The 20,399-nt window shown below is 42.9% G+C and carries 13 protein-coding genes; 6 read left to right on the top strand and 7 right to left on the bottom strand.

Annotated features, from left to right (window positions below):
• Positions 1 to 80 precede the first annotated feature (80 nt).
• Positions 81 to 1,046 carry a transposase gene (locus tag E0D70_RS16560; RefSeq protein ID WP_133013385.1) on the top strand — a complete coding sequence of 322 codons (966 nt, stop codon included), beginning with the start codon at positions 81 to 83 and terminating at the stop codon, positions 1,044 to 1,046.
• Between the two features lie 608 nt (positions 1,047 to 1,654).
• On the opposite strand, the gene E0D70_RS16565 is transcribed toward E0D70_RS16560, so the two are convergent.
• The 4 genes from E0D70_RS16565 to E0D70_RS16580 form a co-directional block, all read right to left on the bottom strand.
• Positions 1,655 to 2,893: a uracil-xanthine permease family protein gene (locus tag E0D70_RS16565; protein WP_133013386.1), complete on the bottom strand. Its 1,239-nt coding sequence runs from the start codon at positions 2,891 to 2,893 to the stop codon at positions 1,655 to 1,657.
• A 346-nt stretch (positions 2,894 to 3,239) separates the two neighbouring features.
• Positions 3,240 to 5,462: a polyphosphate kinase 1 gene (ppk1, locus tag E0D70_RS16570; protein ID WP_133013387.1), complete on the bottom strand. Its 2,223-nt coding sequence runs from the start codon at positions 5,460 to 5,462 to the stop codon at positions 3,240 to 3,242.
• A gap of 180 nt (positions 5,463 to 5,642) precedes the next feature.
• The gene (hemB, locus tag E0D70_RS16575) at positions 5,643 to 6,638 is read right to left on the bottom strand and encodes a porphobilinogen synthase (protein WP_133013388.1); all 996 of its coding nucleotides are present in this window, start codon (positions 6,636 to 6,638) and stop codon (positions 5,643 to 5,645) included.
• Between the two features lie 102 nt (positions 6,639 to 6,740).
• Positions 6,741 to 8,666 carry an ABC-F family ATP-binding cassette domain-containing protein gene (locus E0D70_RS16580; RefSeq protein ID WP_133013389.1) on the bottom strand — a complete coding sequence of 642 codons (1,926 nt, stop codon included), beginning with the start codon at positions 8,664 to 8,666 and terminating at the stop codon, positions 6,741 to 6,743.
• A gap of 232 nt (positions 8,667 to 8,898) precedes the next feature.
• On the opposite strand from E0D70_RS16580, the gene hslO reads away from it, so the two are divergent.
• On the top strand, positions 8,899 to 9,774 hold the full coding sequence (gene hslO, locus E0D70_RS16585; RefSeq protein ID WP_133013390.1) for an Hsp33 family molecular chaperone HslO: 876 nt from the start codon (positions 8,899 to 8,901) through the stop codon (positions 9,772 to 9,774).
• A 1-nt stretch (position 9,775) separates the two neighbouring features.
• Here the strand turns inward: hslO and E0D70_RS16590 are convergent, their stop codons facing one another.
• Positions 9,776 to 10,177 carry a CBS domain-containing protein gene (locus E0D70_RS16590; RefSeq protein ID WP_133013391.1) on the bottom strand — a complete coding sequence of 134 codons (402 nt, stop codon included), beginning with the start codon at positions 10,175 to 10,177 and terminating at the stop codon, positions 9,776 to 9,778.
• 416 nt (positions 10,178 to 10,593) lie between these two features.
• Between E0D70_RS16590 and mqo the strand changes: the two genes are divergently transcribed.
• Complete coding sequence (gene mqo, locus E0D70_RS16595) at positions 10,594 to 12,072, top strand: malate dehydrogenase (quinone) (RefSeq protein WP_240537178.1); 1,479 nt, start codon at positions 10,594 to 10,596, stop codon at positions 12,070 to 12,072.
• Between the two features lie 85 nt (positions 12,073 to 12,157).
• Positions 12,158 to 12,430: a hypothetical protein gene (locus E0D70_RS16600; protein WP_133013392.1), complete on the top strand. Its 273-nt coding sequence runs from the start codon at positions 12,158 to 12,160 to the stop codon at positions 12,428 to 12,430.
• Between the two features lie 78 nt (positions 12,431 to 12,508).
• Here E0D70_RS16600 and E0D70_RS16605 read toward each other — a convergent pair whose 3' ends face one another.
• Positions 12,509 to 13,237, bottom strand: coding sequence for an NAD(P)H-flavin reductase (locus tag E0D70_RS16605; protein ID WP_133013393.1), 729 nt, complete (start codon positions 13,235 to 13,237; stop codon positions 12,509 to 12,511).
• Positions 13,238 to 13,371: 134 nt separating this feature from the next.
• On the bottom strand, positions 13,372 to 14,637 hold the full coding sequence (gene rho, locus E0D70_RS16610; RefSeq protein ID WP_133013424.1) for a transcription termination factor Rho: 1,266 nt from the start codon (positions 14,635 to 14,637) through the stop codon (positions 13,372 to 13,374).
• A gap of 509 nt (positions 14,638 to 15,146) precedes the next feature.
• On the opposite strand from rho, the gene ppx reads away from it, so the two are divergent.
• Positions 15,147 to 16,664, top strand: coding sequence for an exopolyphosphatase (gene ppx / locus E0D70_RS16615; protein ID WP_133013394.1), 1,518 nt, complete (start codon positions 15,147 to 15,149; stop codon positions 16,662 to 16,664).
• A gap of 440 nt (positions 16,665 to 17,104) precedes the next feature.
• Complete coding sequence (amt, locus tag E0D70_RS16620; protein WP_133013395.1) at positions 17,105 to 20,155, top strand: ammonium transporter; 3,051 nt, start codon at positions 17,105 to 17,107, stop codon at positions 20,153 to 20,155.
• The last annotated feature ends 244 nt before the right edge of the window (positions 20,156 to 20,399 follow it).

Here is a 20,399-nt window from a genome sequence, read left to right on the forward strand (position 1 = left end):
GGCTTCAGGTCTTATTCGGTTTATTCCCCCGTATCTCTTCTATACTTAGTGTTTGTTTTCTCAAGGAAGAGGAACGGATTATGCCAATGCCTAGAAGTCAGCAAGTTTGCTTAGACGATACTCCGTATTACCATTGTGTGGCTCGATGTGTACGTCGTGCCTTTTTATGCGGTGAAGACCCGAATACAGGAACAAGCTACGAGCATCGACGAGATTGGGTCGAGCGCCGTTTGTTGTTTCTCGCCAGTGTGTTTTCCATCGATGTGTGTGCTTATGCGGTAATGAGCAATCATCTGCATGTGGTGCTGCATATCGACTCAGAAAAAGTGAAAAGCTGGTCTGTTGTTGAGGTGTTGGAGCGGTGGCATAGGCTCCATAAAGGCACGACCTTTACTCAACGATATCTGCTTGGTGGCACACTGCCTGCGTATGTGATTGCGCTAGCAGAAGCGGCGGCAGAAACTTACCGAGAACGCTTAACAGACCTAAGCTGGTTTATGAAAGAGCTCAACGAACCCATCGCTCGGCGAGCTAACCTAGAAGACGAATGCACTGGGCACTTTTGGGAAGGGCGCTTTAAATCCCAGGCTTTATTGGATGAAGCCGCCCTGATCGCTTGCATGGCCTACGTGGATTTAAATCCAGTAAGGTCAGGCATCAGCGACACACCAGAAGAATCAGATTTCACCAGCATTAAGAAACGAGTAGCAGCCGTGAAAGAGAACAGCCAACCTAAAGCGCTGTATGCTTTTGTTGGGAATTCAAAACACGATATGCCTAATGGATTGCCTTTTAAACTCGCAGATTACTTAGAATTAGTCGATATGACGGGGCGCATTGTGAGAGAAAGCAAAAAAGGCTCGATTGATGCCTCCTTGCTTCCCATCTTGCAGAGGTTGAATATCTCCTCTGAAAACTGGCTTTGTATTGCTACTGAATTTGAGGCGAGAACAGGCCGGGTCGTCGGGCAAGAATTATCCATAGATCATTACTGTGAATCCCACCATAGGAAGCGGTATCGTAAAAGTAGTCAGTTACTTATTTAACGAAAATAGTCGATTAGAATACAGTGGATCAACTTCTGGCTGAGATCTTTTTGTGACTAAAAAAGGTCAAGCAGCATTGTTATTGAAGAATAGTGTGATACTCCCTCTCGCACACTTATTTTTATCCTGTATATTTTGATTTATTAGTGATGAGTGATTTCAGCAGTGTGCCCAATATATTGTTTTTATTAACTATATAAGATGCCTGTCTTTGTTTTGTTAATCGTCGTTTAAGGGCTCTGACCCTCGTCGTAACCACTGAACTCGTTAGCGCCCAACGCTCTCGTGCTTATGCGCCCTCACTGTCTAAAGAGCCGTACCTCGACGCGTTAGCGGCTCTCTAAAAGGTACGGCAAAACAAGAACCTCTCACACTGACCTTATCCATACTGTCCAAGAAGTGTGTCCAATGGCCAATACACGCCTGTGACTAAACAACTAAAATCGTAGTCTATTACCTTAACGTTATACCGCTATTCAACCTTGGGAAGTCCAGAACTTTTAACATCACATTACTCTGTGTCTTTTCCTGATTATAAAAAAACCTCCAATAAGGCAGTGCCATTATTGGAGGTTTTTTGTTTTTACTTTTTTGGTGTGCGTAAAAACTTATTCTATTTGTGCGTTGTCAACAATATGGTTATCGCCAATGTCTTTTGGTAGCACTAGGTTAAGAAGAATAGCAACGATGCCGCATAGGCTGATGCCTTGTAAGTTGAATTTGCCAATGCCGAAGGCCATTCCGCCAATGCCGAAGACTAATGTAACGCCGACAATAACAAGGTTACGTGATTTATGAAGGTCTACTTGGTTTTTAATTAGCGTGTTGAGGCCAACAGCGGCTATGGAGCCAAATAATAAAATCATAATCCCCCCCATAACAGGTAGGGGAATAGTTTGTAATAAGGCGCCTAGTTTGCCAACCCAAGCAAGAATAATCGCGGCAATCGCTGCCCATGTCATTATGACGGGATTAAAAGCTTTAGTAAGCATGACAGCGCCAGTGACTTCACTGTAGGTTGTATTTGGTGGCGCGCCTACCATTGCTGCTGCCATAGTAGCGATCCCATCTCCCGCGATAGTACGATGCAAGCCTGGTTTTTTTAAGTAATCTTTGCCAGTGACACTGGAGATAGAAAGTATATCGCCAACATGTTCTATGGCAGGTGCGATGGCGACTGGAATCATAAATAAAATGGCATTGATATTAAACTCAGGCGCAGTGAAGTTTGGCATAACAAACCAAGCGGCTTGATGTACTGCGTCGAAGTTAACGATGCCGAATATTAAGCTTAGTGAGTAGCCAACGATAATGCCGCCAAAAATAGGCAGTAGTTTAAAAATACCTTTACTAAAGACGCTAATAAAAATAGTGGTTAATAAAGAGGCAAGAGCAATCCAAATAGAGATGTCAGCATTAATTAACTGAGCAGAGCCATCTCCACTTTTGCCCATTGCCATATTGACAGCCGTTGGAGCTAAGCCTAAGCCAATAACCATAATAATAGGCCCAATGACAACCGGTGGTAATAAGCGGTGAATAAAGCCAGGGCCTTTTAATTTAATAAGCGCCCCTAGAATGACATAAACGAATCCAGCCGCAATTAATCCACCCATGGTAGACGCTAATCCCCAAGTTTGGATGCCGTATAGAATTGGTGCGATAAACGCAAATGAAGACGCTAGAAAAATAGGCACAGTGCGACGTGTGACAACTTGAAAAAGCAAAGTCCCCATACCGGCACCAAATAAAGCAACATTTGGATCAAGGCCTGTCAGTAAGGGGACTAATACTAAAGCGCCAAATGCAACGAATAACATTTGGACGCCTAATATGGCGTTTTTCATTGGGTCTTCCTTTTTTATGATTAAGCGCTCAAAGTTTTATCTATTTGTAATAGCGTGCTAATAGGCTCAGAACTGCTAAAAAGCAGTCTATTATTCAACTACTTACATTATTAGACATTTAAGGGGAGGGATTCTAAATGTAATCAGCAAACACACCAACAAAAAATGCACTTTTTGTCGGTACTTAAGTGCGAAACCCCGATCTTTAATGCTGTATTACTCGTTGTGGCGATAATGTTGTGATATCTAGGGCACACTTAATTCGGGGGATAAGTAGGGTGGTTATTCACAAAAAAAGCCCAGCATTCGCTGGGCTTTGTGTATAAATAGTGACTGAGTGTACTGGTTAGCGCGTGCTATCAGCGAGATCGCTCAGTAAGGTGCGCTGAGCGCTGCGATATTCGCCTTTTCGTGGTTTAGACAACTGGTATGAGCCATCGCTTTGTAACACCCAACTCTGGGTATTATCCGCAAGGTAAAGTTCCAGCTCTTTTTTCACACGACGAGACAGTTTTAGATCCTGTAGCGGGAAGGCAACTTCAATACGGTTGTTCAAGTTACGATCCATGCCATCCGCACTGGACAGGTAAACCTGAGGGTTGCGGTTGTTGTAGAAGTAATACACACGAGTATGTTCTAAGAAACGACCAATAATGCTGCGTACACGGATATTAGAGGAGATGCCTTTAATACCAGGGCGCAGGGTACAAATACCTCGAACGATCAAGTCGATTTTTACGCCAGCTTGGGAGGCTTTATACAGAGCTTGTACTAAGCGTTGCTCAGTAAGCGAGTTTACTTTGATGATGATTCGAGACGGATCGCCTTTTTGGGCGTTTTCCGCTTCGCGGTTAATCATATCCAGCAAGCGATCGCGTAATGTGAAAGGCGCGTGTAATAGCTTTTTCACTTTCAACTCTTTGCTCATTCCCGTTAATTGTTGAAACACGCGATGAACATCGTCGCCGATTTCTTTGTCACAGGTTAGGAAGCTGTAATCGGTATAAAGACGAGCGTTGCCTGCGTGGTAGTTGCCAGTGCCGAGGTGAACGTAACGTGTCAGCTCTGTTCCTTCTCTACGCACGATAAGGATCATTTTAGCGTGAGTTTTATGACGGACAACACCATAAACCACGATCGCACCAGCATCTTGTAGACGGCTTGCTAAGGCTAAGTTTTCGGCTTCATCGAAACGTGCTCGTAGTTCAATGACCACGGTGACTTCTTTGCCATTTCGAGCTGCCTCTACTAATGCGTTAGCAATAGGGGAGCGGGCGCCGGTACGGTATAGCGTTTGACGAATGGCAACAACATAAGGGTCTTTGGCTGCGTCACTTAGAAAATCGATGACTGGCGCAAAGCTCTCAAAAGGGTGCATTAAGAGGTAATCACGTTGTCGAATCGCTTCGAATATTCCGCCTGAGCTAGCCAGTTTTCTTGGTAAACCTGGCGAAAAAGGAGGGTACATAAGATCGGGGCGATCGACTAATTCAAGCACGGCCATTAAACGACTTAGATTGACCGGACCGTCTGTTTTGTAGAGATCTTGGGTTTCTAAATCAAACTGCTTAAGTAAGGAGTCGATGATGTGCGTTGGGCAGTTGTCGGCAATCTCAAGACGTACCGAGCTGCCGTAATGGCGGCTTTGTAATTCAGTTCTTAGCGCACCGGCCAAATCGACGCCGATGTCATCTGAGTCCACTTCTAAGTCTGCGTTTCGTGTGAGGCGGAATTGGAAACAGCCTTTTACCGTCATGCCAGGGAATAATTGATCGGCATGCGCGTGAATAATAGAAGATAGGAAGACGAGGTTATCGCCTCCTTCAGACACATCGTCAGGCATTTTGACAAGGCGTGGCAGAGAGCTTGGTGCTGGTACAATAGCGAGACCATTTTCTCGGCCAAAGGCATCGCGTCCTTCTAGCTCGACGACAAAGTTAAAGGTTTTGTTGGCGAGTCGAGGAAAAGGGTGTGCTGGATCAAGTCCTATTGGACTTATAATGGGCAGCACATTGTCGCGAAAATATCGTTTAGCCCATGTCGCTTGTTTTTCGTTCCAAACGGAACGGCGAATAAACTTAACATCTTCGGCGGCCAATTTTGGAAAGATGATGTCATTGAGAATACGGTATTGGCGGCGTACTAGTTTGTGAGCTTGTTCACTGATCAAACTAAGGACTTTTTTCGGGTGCATGCCGTCAGGGCCATTCTTCTCACGGCTGTACTCTAACTGGCTTTTTAATCCCGCAACACGAATTTCAAAAAATTCATCCATGTTTGAGCTAAAGATACACAAGAACGTTAGACGGTTCAGAATGGGGTGGTTTTCATCCATGGCTTGTTCAAGTACACGCGCATTGAACTGCAAATGACTCAATTCACGGTTGAAATAAAGCTCGGGGTCTGCAAGGTCAATCTCCTCAGGCAAACGTTCTTCTAAAGAAACTTTGCTAGGGTCCTGCGGCTGCTCTGGAATAGGTTCCAGTACCAGCTCTTCTCCACCTATTTCTTTGGTGGGCATAGGGGCGATTTCTTTTTTATCCACTTCATTTACTGACTGTTCTGACATGCCTTTTTATCACTCCCAAATACCGTCGTTTTATATTATTGGTATTGAACTAATGCCCGTTCGTAAATGAGTGGGCATTAACTTACAAATTACACCAACACAGCCAGAAGGTCACCGTCTCTTTAATCTTATTTACATCCTAATAGGAGTATTTTGACATTGCATGAGAAGGACTTAGCGTTATTGCTGGGCCTTTAGTATGCGTGCTGCGTCTTTCGCAAAATAGGTTAAAATGCCGTCGGCGCCAGCACGTTTAAAGGCCAATAGAGATTCCATAATGATCGAATCTTTGTCGAGCCAGCCATTTTGAAAAGCGGCCATGTGCATGGCGTATTCACCACTCACTTGATAGACAAATGTAGGCACTTCTAACTCGTGCTTAACGCGGCGTACCAGATCCAAATATGGCATGCCTGGTTTTACCATTACCATATCTGCGCCTTCGTCTAGGTCTAGTATGACTTCACGAATGGCTTCGTCAGAATTTGCCGGGTCCATCTGGTAAGTGGATTTATTACTCTTACCAAGATTACCGCTTGAGCCCACTGCATCGCGAAAAGGGCCGTAGTACGCGGAAGCATATTTAGCGGAATACGCCATGATCATGGTGTTGATAAAGCCTTCTGTTTCGAGCTCTTCTCGGATTTCACCAATGCGGCCATCCATCATGTCGGATGGTGCGATCACATCGGCACCAGCTTTAGCATGGGATAAGGCTTGTTTCACGAGTACTTCAATGGTGGTGTCGTTGAGGACGTAACCTGAGTCATCAATGATGCCATCTTGGCCATGAGTCGTGAACGGATCAAGTGCCACATCTGTCATCACGCCCAATTCAGGAAAAGACTCTTTTAATGCACGAACAGCACGTTGAGCTAAGCCATTAGGATTGTAAGACTCTTCTGCCATGAGTGACTTTTTATCTGCCGCGACAACAGGGAAAAGTGCCACCATAGGGATGCCAAGCGTGACCAGTTCTTGCGCTTCTTTTAATAAAAGGTCAATCGACACGCGTTCAATGCCGGGCATAGAGGCGACTGTTTCACGAACATTGTTCCCCTCTACGACAAACATTGGGTAGATTAAATCGTCTGTACTTAGGCGGTTTTCACGCATAAGACGGCGAGAGAAATCATTTTTGCGCATGCGTCGCATGCGAGTGTATGGAAATGTCATCCATTAGCTCCTGTCTTGCTGTTCGTTAATGTACTTAACTTGTGTGACAGATATAAGTCATACAGTCTAATACGCCGTTGTTTCTGGCCTTAAATACGCTTCTTAGGCGAGATTGGCCTCGGCCTCTTCGAGTTCTTCTTGTAGCTCAAACCAGGCTTCTTCGTTTTCTTCCAATGACTTTTTCCACTTTGCTTCGTCGCTTAGCAGTGCTTGTAACTTTTCTCTTTGGTCGGCGTTATAAAGTGAGGCATCCGCCATGGATTCAGAAATTGTGTCTAGGTGTGTTTGCGCCGTTTGTACGGCTTTTTCATATTTCTCGACTTGCTTGCGCAATGGACGTAGCTTTTCGCGCAGCTCGGCGGCTTTGCGACGCTCTTCTTTACGATCGACTTTTTCTACCTTGTCTTGTGTGGCTTCGCTTTTCTCTGCTTGAGCGGAGTTAGCTTGTCGAGCTTGTAGCCAAGCATGGTAAGCACTCAAGTCGCCATCGAAGGCTTGTATCTGATTATCCGCAACCAAGCAAAACTCATCGACGGTGCTGTTGAGTAAGTGACGATCGTGGGATACCACTAAGATGGCGCCTGGAAACTCTTGCAGTGCTTCTGTTAAGGCTTGACGCATGTCGATGTCTAAGTGGTTAGTTGGCTCATCGAGTACCAATAAGTTAGGGCGAGTCCAAGCGATGAGTGACAGCGCGAGTCTCGCCTTCTCGCCACCAGAGAAGCCTTTCACGGCTCTTAGTGCGTCATCCCCAGTAAAGCCAAAACCACCTAAATAACGGCGAATGTCGCTTTCGAGTATCTTCGGAGACAGACGCTGAATATGCAGAAGAGGTGAGGCTTCAAGGTCGAGCGCACTTAGCTGATGTTGAGAGAAGTAACCAATTTTAAGGTTCTCGCCGGTAATTCGCTCTCCCGACAGCAGTGTTAACTCGCCTACAATGGATTTAATTAGCGTGGATTTACCCGCACCATTGGGGCCAAGTAGACCAATACGCTGGCCGTCTCGGATGGCAAAGTTGGTGTCGCCAAGTTGAACCACTTTAGCGCCAGATTCTAAGGTGTAGCCTAAGTTTGCTTGCGATAAATTAATGAGTAACTGAGAGGTTTTTTCAGCCACCGGAATCGAGAACTCAAACTGAGAGTCGATGTGAGCAGGGCCAATGATCTCCATCTTCTCAAGCATGCGCAGACGGCTTTGTGCTTGCTTCGCCTTATCTGCTTTATAGCGAAACCGGTTTACATACTCTTGCATGTGAGCGCGCTTGGCTTGTTGGCGCTCATGGTTGGCTTGTTGTTGCGCTAAATGTTCCGCTCGCTGACGCTCGTAGTTCGAGTAGTTACCTTTATAAAGAACAAGTTTCTTTTGGTAAAGATGGACTATGTGACTACAGATACCGTCTAAGAAGTCTCGGTCATGGGAAATAAGCACTAGGGTGCCCGGATATTGGCGTAACCAGTTTTCCAGCCACATAACCGCGTCTAAGTCCAAATGGTTGGTCGGCTCATCGAGTAATAAAACATCAGATGGACTCATTAACGCTTTCGCTAGGTTAAGTCGTATTCGCCAGCCGCCAGAAAAGTCTGAGACAGGTCTCTGCATGTCGGCCATTTTGAACCCTAAACCTTGCAGCAGTGTTTCGGCGCGAGATTGAGCGGAGTAGCCATGAGCTGTTTCATATTCACCTAACCAATGGGCATGGTCGTGATTATTTTCTTGTGCTTGTGCTCGGGCAATATTGCTTTCAATTATTCTTAGTTGCTCGTCACCGTCTAGGCAATAATCCACAGCGCTACGCTGTGTTTCGCCCACTTCTTGCGCCATAAAGGCTAATCGACGATTTCCAGGCAAAACAACACTGCCAGTGTCGGCGTTTAAGTCGCCTTTGATCATGGCAAATAATGAGGATTTTCCTGCTCCGTTGGCGCCAATTAAACCGACTTTTTGACCTTCAAAAATAGTGAGATCGGTGTCCTCAAGAAGGAACTGGGTACCACGTTGTAGACTGACTTCGGTAAACTGAATCATAAGAACAAGAAATCTCTTTGGAGTCGATGATTAGGTGCTAAGCATAAGCTGTTTAACTTAAAAGTAATGGTTAGTATTTTAGAGCGACACAGAGGTAAACGAAATAGGGGCGACAAAGATTCCCTGTTTATACACTGTTTAAAGTGGATGATTTTAACGCTCAAGGGTAAAATGCGCGGCAATATCCATTTGAACTTTTACTCGTGCTGTTAATTAGCACAAGGTGTGATTTGTGAACGATTTAACGACTAATGAAATTCAGCGCTTTTCTTTTGATAATACGAATGTGCGCGGTGAGCATGTTGTATTGAATAGTGCTTATCAAGAAATTATTAAACGCAAAAACTACCCACTAGCGATTGAAAAGCTATTAGGTGAATTTGTGGCGGCAATTGCACTGCTTAGGGATATCATCAAAATTGATGGTGTACTGTCTATTCAAGCGAAGGGTAATGGCTTTTTGTCTGCGGTAATGACCGAGTGTGATGAGTTGCAAAACTTGCGCGGTATTGCCCAATGGGACGAATCGCAAGTGGTGCCTGAGACGATTTCGTTAAAAGAGGTCTTAGAGGGCGGTTATTTAGTTATTACCATTAGTCCTCGTAACGGTCAGCGTTACCAAGGGATTGTTGAAATTGTTGGAGATACGTTAGCAGAGTGTCTTGAGCAATACTTTTATCAATCTGAGCAGCTACCGAGTCGAGTTTGGTTGGCGGCAAATGGCGCTCAATGTGCTGGTTTGTTTTTACAACGACTTCCCGCTGAACAAGCAGAAGAGGGCGATGAAGATGGTTGGGAGCGTTTTACACACCTAGCATCAACCGTAAAAGACGAAGAGTTACTGACTCTAGATACAGAGACGTTATTGCACCGTTTATATCATGAAGAAGAAGTCCGTCTTTACGATACTAAAGCCATGCAGTTTGGTTGTTCTTGTTCTCGCCAGCGTACATTGGATGCCGTTATTTCGATTGGAGCTGATGAAGTGCGTCAGCTGTTGATTGAACAAGGCTCAATTAAAGTGGATTGCCAGTTTTGTGCTGAGCAATACATATTCACGAAAGAAGACTTAGCAGACCAGCTAGGCGATCAAGCACAAACACATTGAGTTAGAACTTGGCGTGTTTTAACAAATCACGCCAAGTAATAATGCCAAGAACGTGTTGATCTTCATCGATTACAGGGATGCAAGAAATACTGGCTTGCATCATCCAATTCACAATTTTCTCGATTGGCGAGTCGGCTTTTACGGCAATTGGTTGGCGAGTCATGATTTGATGTGCAGCGTGATTGAGTGTTTCAAGGTCTCTTTGTTGTTCAGAGAGACTATCAATAAACGGGCTGATCATGCGTAATAAATCTCGATCAGAAATAATGCCAACTAAGATGTCATTTTCTATAACAGGCAAATGATGGAAGCCATTTTTTTGCATAACGGCTTTTACTTCTGGTAATCGTGCATCAATGTTAACGCAAATTACATCGCGAACCATGATATCTTGAGCTTTCATACGACACCTCCGCTACATCATAGATAATTGATTCTATTTATACTCACTATCGTTTTTTAAATATAGCAGAAAAACACAATCAAACTGCTAATTATATGCAGCGAAAACCACAGAAAACGATACTAAAAGTAGATAAAATTCTTATTAGTTATATTAAAGTCGAGGAGGTAAGTATTATCTTCGACTAAGGTCTCAAGACATTATTGGTAAAATCCGTATAATTAAATGATACCTACTCAGAATCCTAGCTAGGTTGTTCGTTTTTAGGCTTTGCGCTCCCTATTGCAAATAAAAGCGTACTGAGAAGAGTGACGAGAAAGTACCGCAGTTCCTCCTTAATTTACATCACTGCTGGCCACAAGCCTTCTTTTATCATCACTCTCAAATCCAAATTGGCGATGACACGGCGAAATGATATGACCTTAAACTCTGTAGATGTTTTATTAGTCGGAGGCGGTGCGATGAGCACCACTCTAGGCATGTTACTCAAGCAATTAGATCCAAGCCTTTCCATTACCATGGTCGAGCGTTTGGATAGTATTGCCCAAGAAAGTACTGATGGCTGGAACAATGCAGGAACTGGCCATGCAGCGTATTGTGAACTGAATTATACTTCAGAAAATGCAGATGGCAGTATCAACCTTGATAAAGCCATCAAGATTAACGCAGCTTTTGAGGTTAGCCTTCAATTTTGGTCTTACCTTGTTGATCAAGGCAAACTTCCTGCCCCTCAAGAATTTATACACCGCGTTCCTCACCAAAGTTTTGTTTGGGGTGAAGAGAATGTTAGAAAGCTAAAAGCCCGTTATGAAGCAATGAGTGCTCATCCTGCCTTTAAAGAAATGCAGTTCACTGAAGATCGTGAAAAAATGCAAGAATGGATGCCGCTTATTATGAATCATCGAGCTAGTGGTGAGCCGTTAGCAGTGACTCGTGTAGAACATGGTTCTGATGTGAACTTTGGTTCAATTGCTCGTAATATGACGAAAAATCTGCAGAGCATGGATAACTTCGAGTTACATGTGAATGCAGAAGTAAAAAGCATCAGTAAAAACCAAAATGGTTCTTGGGATGTGTTAGTACATCACAATGGCACCACACAACGATTCAACACGAAATTTCTCTTTCTTGGTGCTGGTGGTGGAGCATTACCATTGCTGCAAAAATCTGGTGTTGAGGAAGGTAAAGGCTACGGTGGATTTCCAGTAAGTGGTCAGTGGCTGGTTTGTGAAAAACCTGAAATCGTTGAACAACACTTTGCGAAAGTATACGGTGCGGCTCCTATTGGTGCGCCACCAATGTCTGTCCCTCATTTAGATACTCGTATCATCGATGGCAAAAAAGCCATCTTGTTTGGCCCCTTTGCCGGCTTTACAACGAAGTTTTTGAAGTCGGGATCAATACTAGATTTTCCAATGAGCATGCGTTGCAATAATTTGAAGCCAATTCTATCTGTTGGTAAAAACAACATGGATTTGACCAAATACTTGATTAGCGAAGTGAAAAAATCGCATAAAGATCGTTGTGATTCTTTACGTAATTTCTTCCCTGATGCGAAAGATGAAGACTGGAAATTAGCGTATGCTGGACAACGTGTTCAGATCATCAAGAAAGACAAAAAAGTAGGCGGTAAACTAGAGTTTGGTACCGAAGCCATTACTACAAAAGATGGTTCATTGGCGGCTTTATTAGGTGCGTCACCGGGTGCTTCAACCACAGTAGATACCATGATCAAAATTTTGGAACGTTGCTTCCCAGAAAAAATAGCGTCTAAAGAATGGCAATCTAAAATGAAAGAAATGGTGCCTTCTTATGGTGAGTCTCTAATAGAAAATACCGACTTACTTCTGTCTATTCGTGAACGAACGTTGACGACATTAAAGCTAAAACCATAAAATATACAGATAGAATGAAAAGCTGAGGATTCGTCCTCAGCTTTTTTATTTGTAGTGTGTGTTAAAAACTGAAAAGAGACAAAACATGGCAATGACTTTTGCAGAACGAGCGGACCAGCTTAGCGACGCGCTACGCGATATTGAACATACAGCGGAAGAAGGGGATCAGCTATTTTACTGTGCTTATCTTTTAGGTCTTTTAGGTCTTCATAGTAGTGCTGAAGGTGAAGGTAAAGCGTTGTTTGATGAGGCGTTTGAAGGAACGCTTAGAGATACGCTTGAAGCAGAAGGCATGACGGAAGAGGATCAAAAAAGCATTCTTGGATTGTGGCAACAGACTTGTCTTAGTGTCGCATAACCTAAAATAGATGTTTTTAAATCATAAAAAAGCGAGCACCTGTCTCGCTTTTTTATGATTATTTGTCCCCGTTATCTTTTATTGTGCGGGCTTGCTCGGGTGAGGTGCATAAGCGAAAACGTCAGAGAAGCAATGTTCTTTGCTGATACCTCTTGTTTCGAGTTGATCTAATGTACCGTACACCATTCCTACCGAGCCACTGATAAAGGCGATGCTATTGCTGAGGTCAGGATGATCTTCTAATACGGCTTCATATAGCCAACCAGTCCTTCCTTGCCAACTTTCATCAGCGTCATTAACAACCACATCTAGTGAGAAGGTGTGCTCATCTTGTGCTTGCTTGATCCAATCCTGCATGAAAATATCATCTGGCGTTCTTAAGCCCCAATACAAAGAAACATGTCCTTTAAACTGTCGCTTGATCAGGCTGTCGTAAAGGCTTTTCATTTGAGAAAAACCAGTACCGCCGGCAATTAAAAGAATGTGCTCTGCGCTTTCTACAAAAGCACCGCTTTCAAGGTGGCTGTCACCACCAGGCATTTTAATGTCAATGTGGTCATTTGCACTGATGTATTCGATGACCTTGTTCGCTAAAGAATTTGAATCAGAGACAAGAATAAACAAAGTAATATTGGGTAGAACGTGAGGTGCGCTGCCAATAGAATACGGAACTTGTTCGCCTGTAGGCAAAACAACCATCAAATATTGTCCCGCAATAAATGACGTATTGTCTATTTTAAGTGTCACTTCGTAGACATTTTTATTAATACGTTCAACTGAACTAACTTTTGCGGTTACGTTTTTCACTTTGCTGCTCCGTTGCAAGTCTCACTTGCTTCAGTAAGTATAAAAATCTCTCAAACGAATGATTGGTTATACTGACAATTTAGGTAAAAAAAAACCACTTACTAAAAGTGGTTTTTTAATTTAGTCAGACAGAATTATTTATTTTTGCCCTTCATGGACTCAAAAAATTCGTCATTTGTTTTGGTTACGCGTAAGCGATCGATCAAGAATTCTGTTGCAGCAACATCTTCCATTGGATTCAACAACTTACGTAAAATCCACATACGCTGTAGTTCGTCTTCAGAAGTAAGAAGGTCTTCACGACGAGTACCTGAACGGCGAATGTTGATTGCCGGGAAGGTGCGTTTTTCAGCAATCTTACGATCAAGGTGTAACTCTGAGTTACCTGTTCCTTTAAATTCTTCGAAGATTACTTCATCCATTTTAGAGCCAGTATCAACCAATGCTGTTGCAATAATGGTCAAACTGCCACCTTCTTCAATGTTACGTGCTGCACCGAAGAATCGTTTTGGACGTTCTAGGGCGTTAGCATCAACACCACCGGTTAATACTTTACCGGAAGAAGGGATCACCGTGTTGTAAGCACGAGCAAGACGAGTAATAGAATCTAGTAGGATGACAACGTCGCGTTTGTGTTCAACAAGACGTTTGGCTTTTTCAAGCACCATTTCAGCAACTTGCACGTGACGAGTTGGTGGCTCATCGAATGTAGATGCAACAACTTCACCACGAACAGTACGTGACATTTCTGTTACTTCCTCAGGACGTTCATCGATCAATAAAACGATCAAATGACATTCTGGGCTGTTACGGGTAATCGCGTTGGCTATATTTTGCAGCATGAAGGTTTTACCCGCTTTTGGCGGAGAAACAACCAAGGCGCGCTGCCCTTTACCCATAGGCGCAACAAGATCAATGATGCGTGAAGTAATGTCTTCTGTTGAGCCATTACCCGCTTCCATTAATAGGCGTTCATCAGGGAAAAGAGGTGTTAAGTTTTCGAAAAGAATTTTATTACGAACACTTTCAGGTTTGTCGAAGTTGATTTCGCTAACTTTTAATAATGCGAAATAACGCTCGCCATCTTTAGGTGGTCGAATTTTTCCGGCAATAGTATCGCCAGTTCGTAAATTAAAGCGACGAATTTGGCTAGGTGATACATATATATCGTCAGGCCCTGCTAAATAAGAGCTATCAGGGGATCGTAGGAAGCCAAAGCCGTCTTGCAGAATCTCTAGGATACCGTCGCCATATATATCTTCGCCGCCTTTAGCATGTCGCTTAAGGATAGAAAAGATGACATCTTGCTTACGAGAGCGGGCCATATTGTCTAAGCCCATCTCAGCTGCGATATCTAAGAGTTCGTGTACTGATTTCTGTTTTAATTCGGTAAGGTTCATAAACGGGTTTTGCATTAGCTCATCTTAAGAGGAAAATTGACGGGATCAGGTTTTAATATGAACACTAATCAATGTCTGGAAGTATTTAACAATATATCAGCTATTTGGCATCAAGAAACCTGAAAAAGATTTATTCTCTACTAAGGTTACTAAATGAGCCCAGTTGGGGCAAAGCCAATACAGCGTGAAACAATTTGATTGGAGTCCTAAAAAATCTGTGAAAATAACCAAACTTTTATTAAGACCGTCCCTACTATAGTGGGACTTAAACGCAAGGTCTATAGTGAAAAGGGCTAAAAAGGCACTTTTTGTTAATTTTTTGATCGAACTCACTGATTTTTTATGCATTCATTTTCAAATTTACAATTCTTAATTGTATTTCTTTTCATCGTCGCGGATGTTTTTAAATAGCGCGTAGAATTCACGCCTCATCGCTGTTGGTTTTCTTATTTTTATGGAGGACACCTGATATACTCTATTGATCAAGACCATGACTTAAGGCGTTCTGGATGCAATCACTCTTCCTGCAACAATCTCATGACTTTCCCTTTGAAAAAATTGCGGCTATTGACCTAGGCTCGAACAGTTTCCATATGGTAATTGCTCAAGTTACCCATGGACAATTACGCATTACTAGCGAGTTTGGTGAAAAAGTACAGCTTGCAGCGGGTTTACATAATGGGATTCTTGATGAAGAATCTCAGCAAAGAGGATTGGATTGCCTCGCACAATTTGCGCAAGTAATCGAAGACATGCCTCCAGGCTCGGTGCGTGTTGTTGGAACTAATGCGCTGCGTGTGGCGAAAAATCGTTATGATTTTATTGGCAAAGCCATGGATATCATGAGCCACCCAGTCGAAATTATTGCAGGACGAGAAGAAGCTCGACTGATTTATGTCGGTGTTTCGAAAACCATGGATCATGGTGAGCTAAAGCGACTTGTTGTTGATATCGGCGGCGGTAGTACAGAATTTATTATCGGCCAGCAGCTAGAACCGATACTCACAGAAAGCTTGCATATGGGATGTGTGGGTTTTCGTCAGCGTTTCTTTGAAGATGGCTCCATTACTAAGTCGAATTTCCAAAAGGCAGTGACCGCAGCTCGCTTAGAGCTATTGAGTATTCAAGACGATTACTTGGATGAACAATGGGATGTTGCCATTGGTTCATCGGGAACAATAAAAGCCGCTTTTAACATTATTAAAGAGAATAACTGGAGCAAAAAAGGCATCACGCCAAAAACGCTCAAGCAAATTCAAAAAGCGTTATTAGAAGCAGGGCATGCGGATAATATTGACCTTCCAGGCTTAAAGCCGGAGCGCAAAGGTACCTTTGCTGCAGGTATCGCTATTCTTACCGCGGTATTTGAATGTTTTGATATCAAGCAGATGGACTTTTCGACCGGTGCCCTACGAGAAGGGGTCTTGTATGACATTATGGGACGTTATGCAGAATCAGATATTCGTGAGCGTACCGTTAACTATATGCTCAACCAATATCACATCGATACAGAACAGGCGAAACTGGTTACTCATACTGCGTTGTCAGCATTGGCTCAAGTAAAAGATGACTGGGAAGTAAAGAGTATTTCCAGCGAAGATTTGCTGCGTTGGGCAGGTCTTCTTCATGAAGTAGGCGTCGGAATATCGCATAGCCGATACCATAAGCATGGCGCCTATATCATCAGTGAATCAGATATGCCGGGCTTTTCCCAACAGGAACAGCAAGCATTGGCTAATCTTATTTTACGTCACCGTCGGAAGTTCACTCAGTCTTTGGATTACAAATTTACAAAAAGTGATCAACAAGACTTGGATCGACTCGCGATACTTTTACGACTGTCTATCTTGCTACACAATGACCGTAAAGAGGGTGACATGCCTATTTTCACTTTGAAAGCAGGCGATAAGAGTCTACATGCGGAGTTCTTACCCGATTGGCTAGACAACAGGCCATTGACGCTTGCTAACTTACAGCGAGAAGCGGATTACCTTGCTGCAGATAATTATATTCTGACTTTTAGCTAAACGTTTTTGGACTTTTTTCCAAACAACGAATCGCGATACAAAACGACTGCGTTTTATTGCTCAGCCTTAATAATTCAGTCCTGATAGTCAGGTTGAGCTATCAAGGCTGAGCTTTTTTATATAAATATATTTGATCTACACCTCTTTTCTTGATGTTTCTTCTACTGTCTTCGCCGTCTTCGGCCATTTATTTTCATTCTCTTCCTAGCGAATCATGTATTCAACCTGTGTTTTCTGTGAGTATTTCCATTAGAAAATTAAATCTTCTATATCAGAGGTTTATCAAACATTGCTTAAAAAAACCAAGTTGGCGTGAGTATTGAATGGACTAGTACTGGCACTGTGTCGTATTTGCAGAGCGGCTCTGATAATCGAGCGTGGTGAGGCGGTCATTATGATGCCTCTCTTACTAGGGATGAGTGTATCTACAGAGGATATTTATGTCAGATTTTTATTGGTTGCTAGTGGCATCAGCACTGGTGTTTATGATGCAAGCTGGTTTCTTATGCTTGGAAAGTGGCCGTATTCGAAGTAAAAACAGTATTAATGTAGCAGCCAAAAACATCTCTGACTTTGTTATTTCTACCGCAATATTTTGGCTATTTGGCTTTGGTATTATGTTCGGTGATTCTGTCTGGGGCATGTTTGGTTCCACTGAGTTTGTGTTCGGCGACCATAATACACCTTGGCAAATCAGCTTTTTCCTTTTTCAAATGATGTTCTGTGGCACGGCGGCTACTTTGACCTCTGGCGCGGTTGCTGAGCGCATGTCTTTTATAGGGTATTTGGCGGTCACAGTGATTCTAATGGCGATTATTTATCCGATTACAGGCCATTGGGCTTGGTCTGGAGCCTATGGAGGAACAGGCCAGCAAGGTTGGCTAGAATCCATGGGTTTTATCGATTTTGCTGGTTCAACCGTAGTTCATTCTGTCGGCGGTTGGGTGGCTCTCGCAGCGATTATAATTATTGGACCAAGACTCGGTCGGTTTGAACAGGGTATTCGTTTGCCGCCAGGGAATAATTTACCTCTTTCGGCCCTTGGTGTTTTACTGATTTGGTTTGGTTGGATTGGTTTTAATGGCGGCAGTACATTGTCGCTCACAAATGATGTACCTATTATTATTTTGAATACCTTTCTTTCTGCTGTATGGGGCGGGCTAATAGCAGCATTAATTAATTATTTTAGAGACGGTTTTGTCGATGTTAGCTTTATTTTAAATGGTGTTATTGCTGGGCTTGTTGGTATAACGGCGTCTTGTCACGTGGTTTCACCAGCATCAGCGGCCATTATTGGAGCCGTATCTGGTGTCGTGGTCTATTATGGCAGTCTTTTAATGGAACGATTGCACCTAGATGATGCACTCGACGTCGTTCCTGCGCATCTCTTTGCTGGAATTTGGGGCACTTTGAGCGTGGCGCTGTTTGGCGACCCTGAAAAAATAGGCACAGGGTTAAGTTTTATCCAGCAGCTGAGTGTTCAAGCATTAGGGATTGTGTCAATCGGTGCGTATTGTTTTGTGGTGGGCTATGTCTCTATGCGGCTACTAAATAAAATTATGCCGTTGAGAGTAACAATAGAAGAGGAAGAACAAGGTCTGAATGTCTCTGAGCATCGTGCAACGACAGAGCTTTTTGACTTATTAGTATCCATGCAATATCAACAAAACAATGTTGATTTTTCTGCGCCAGTTCTTGAAGAGCCGTTTACCGAGGTAGGGCAAATTGCTCGTAAATATAATCAAGTGATAGGCCGAGTAAATGAAGAAATTGCACAGCGTGACGAGGCGCTATCACGTTTTAAAGAAAGTGAAATGCGTAAAACCGCCATTCTTAATTCATCTATGGATTGCATTGTTACTATAGATCAACAAGGTGCAGTGATCGAATTTAACCCTGCTGCAGAGAGAACGTTTGGTTGCCTCAAAAAACAGGTGAAAGGTAAAAGCTTCATCGACAGTTTTATTCTTGAGGAAGATCGAGATGTCATCTTAGGGAGTTTAAACGTAGGTTTTTCTTCTTCTAAAGGATTGGTTCTTAATCGACGAAACGCATTTCGTTTACGAAGAGATCTCCATAATTTCTTCCCCGCTGAGATTTCGATTACTCGAACAAAAGTGGACAATACATCTGTAAGCCTAGAAGAGTTTACTTTACATATAAGAGACGTTACCCGGCAATTCAAGTTGCAAGAAAGGCTTCGTTTTCTGGCCTACAGTGACCCATTGACTAGTTTGTATAACCGTACCTACTTAATGGATAAGTTGGTAGGAGCCTTGCTCTTTGCGTCAAAGCAAAACACATCGGTAGGCTTGCTTTTCTTAGACCTAGATAAATTCAAAACGATTAATGACACCTTAGGTCATAAAGCGGGAGATGAGCTGCTGTGTGAAGTGGCTGGACGATTAGCTCAAGTGTCTGATGACTCTGACATTATTGCTCGTTGGGGCGGTGATGAATTTATTTTAATGATGACGAAAGACGTATCAGAAAAAACCATAAAACAGCGTGCTCAACAGGTTCTAGAGGTTATGCGAGAACCTGTTAGCTTAAGAGGACAGTTGTTAAATATTCCCACTAGCGTTGGCATTACTCTTTCTTGTGATGCCAAAGTAGATGCCGATAAACTGATCCAGCAGGCAGATATCGCCATGTATTGGGCAAAAGAAAAAGGTCGCGACAATGCACAATTTTTTCAGCCAGAAATGGCCTTTGCTGTTACGAAAAAGTTTGGATTTGAGCAGGAGATGCATGAAGCACTTATGCTTGATCAATTTAGTTTGGTTTATCAGCCCAAAGTTTTTATAGATAAGGATCATATCGTTGGTTTAGAAGCGCTTATTCGTTGGAATCACCCATCAAAAGGACTTATTTCTCCCGGTGATTTTATTCCAATCGCGGAAGAGTCCAGCCTCATTGTGAAAATAGGAGAATGGGTCGTTGATCGCGCCTTAAAGCAGCAGTCTGAATGGCGGAAGAAAGGCCTAACGCTTGTTCCTGTGTCGGTAAATATTTCAGGCCGTCACCTTACGTTAAACAACTTTGTTTCCTATATTTCGGAAAAGTTAGCGTTTTATTCGATCTCTGGTGAACTGCTAGAAATTGAAATTACAGAAGGTGTTCTACTTCAAGATATTGAGTGTTGTATTGCTGTTATGGCAGAGCTTAAAGCGCTCAAGATAAAAATCTCAGTCGATGATTTTGGCACTGGTTATTCGTCGCTTAATTATCTAAAACGTTTGCCTTTGGATGTTTTAAAAATTGACCAGTCATTTGTAGATGAGTGTGGGAAGCACTCGGAAGACACAACCATCTGTGAAACAATTATTCACTTAGCGCGTAACTTGGGGCTTATTACGGTTGCAGAAGGGGTTGAGACTCGCCAACAAGCAGAGTTGTTAAAAGATATGGGATGCCAAATATATCAGGGCTATTACTTTTATAAACCAATGCCGAGCTCAGCTGTTTCTGTGCTATTAGGAGAAATGTGAGTGGTTTTTAGTTTTATCAATTAAAACAATCGCTTGAAATTTAAAAATTGTTGCAGAACATCCAATTTGGATATTCTTTCTTAATGCTTACTTTGTCTTTAAATAGTGATATTGTCCTAAATGGTTGTTAGTGTAGAGCTTATCTATTTTATATGTACGAAATCAACAACGGTGGTATCGTACATATAAAATTATTAAGATTATGAAAAATGCTGGCTACGCTTACGTAATCCTTCAGTGATTT

Source organism: Marinomonas flavescens, from assembly GCF_004352835.1.
Lineage (GTDB): Bacteria > Pseudomonadota > Gammaproteobacteria > Pseudomonadales > Marinomonadaceae > Marinomonas > Marinomonas flavescens.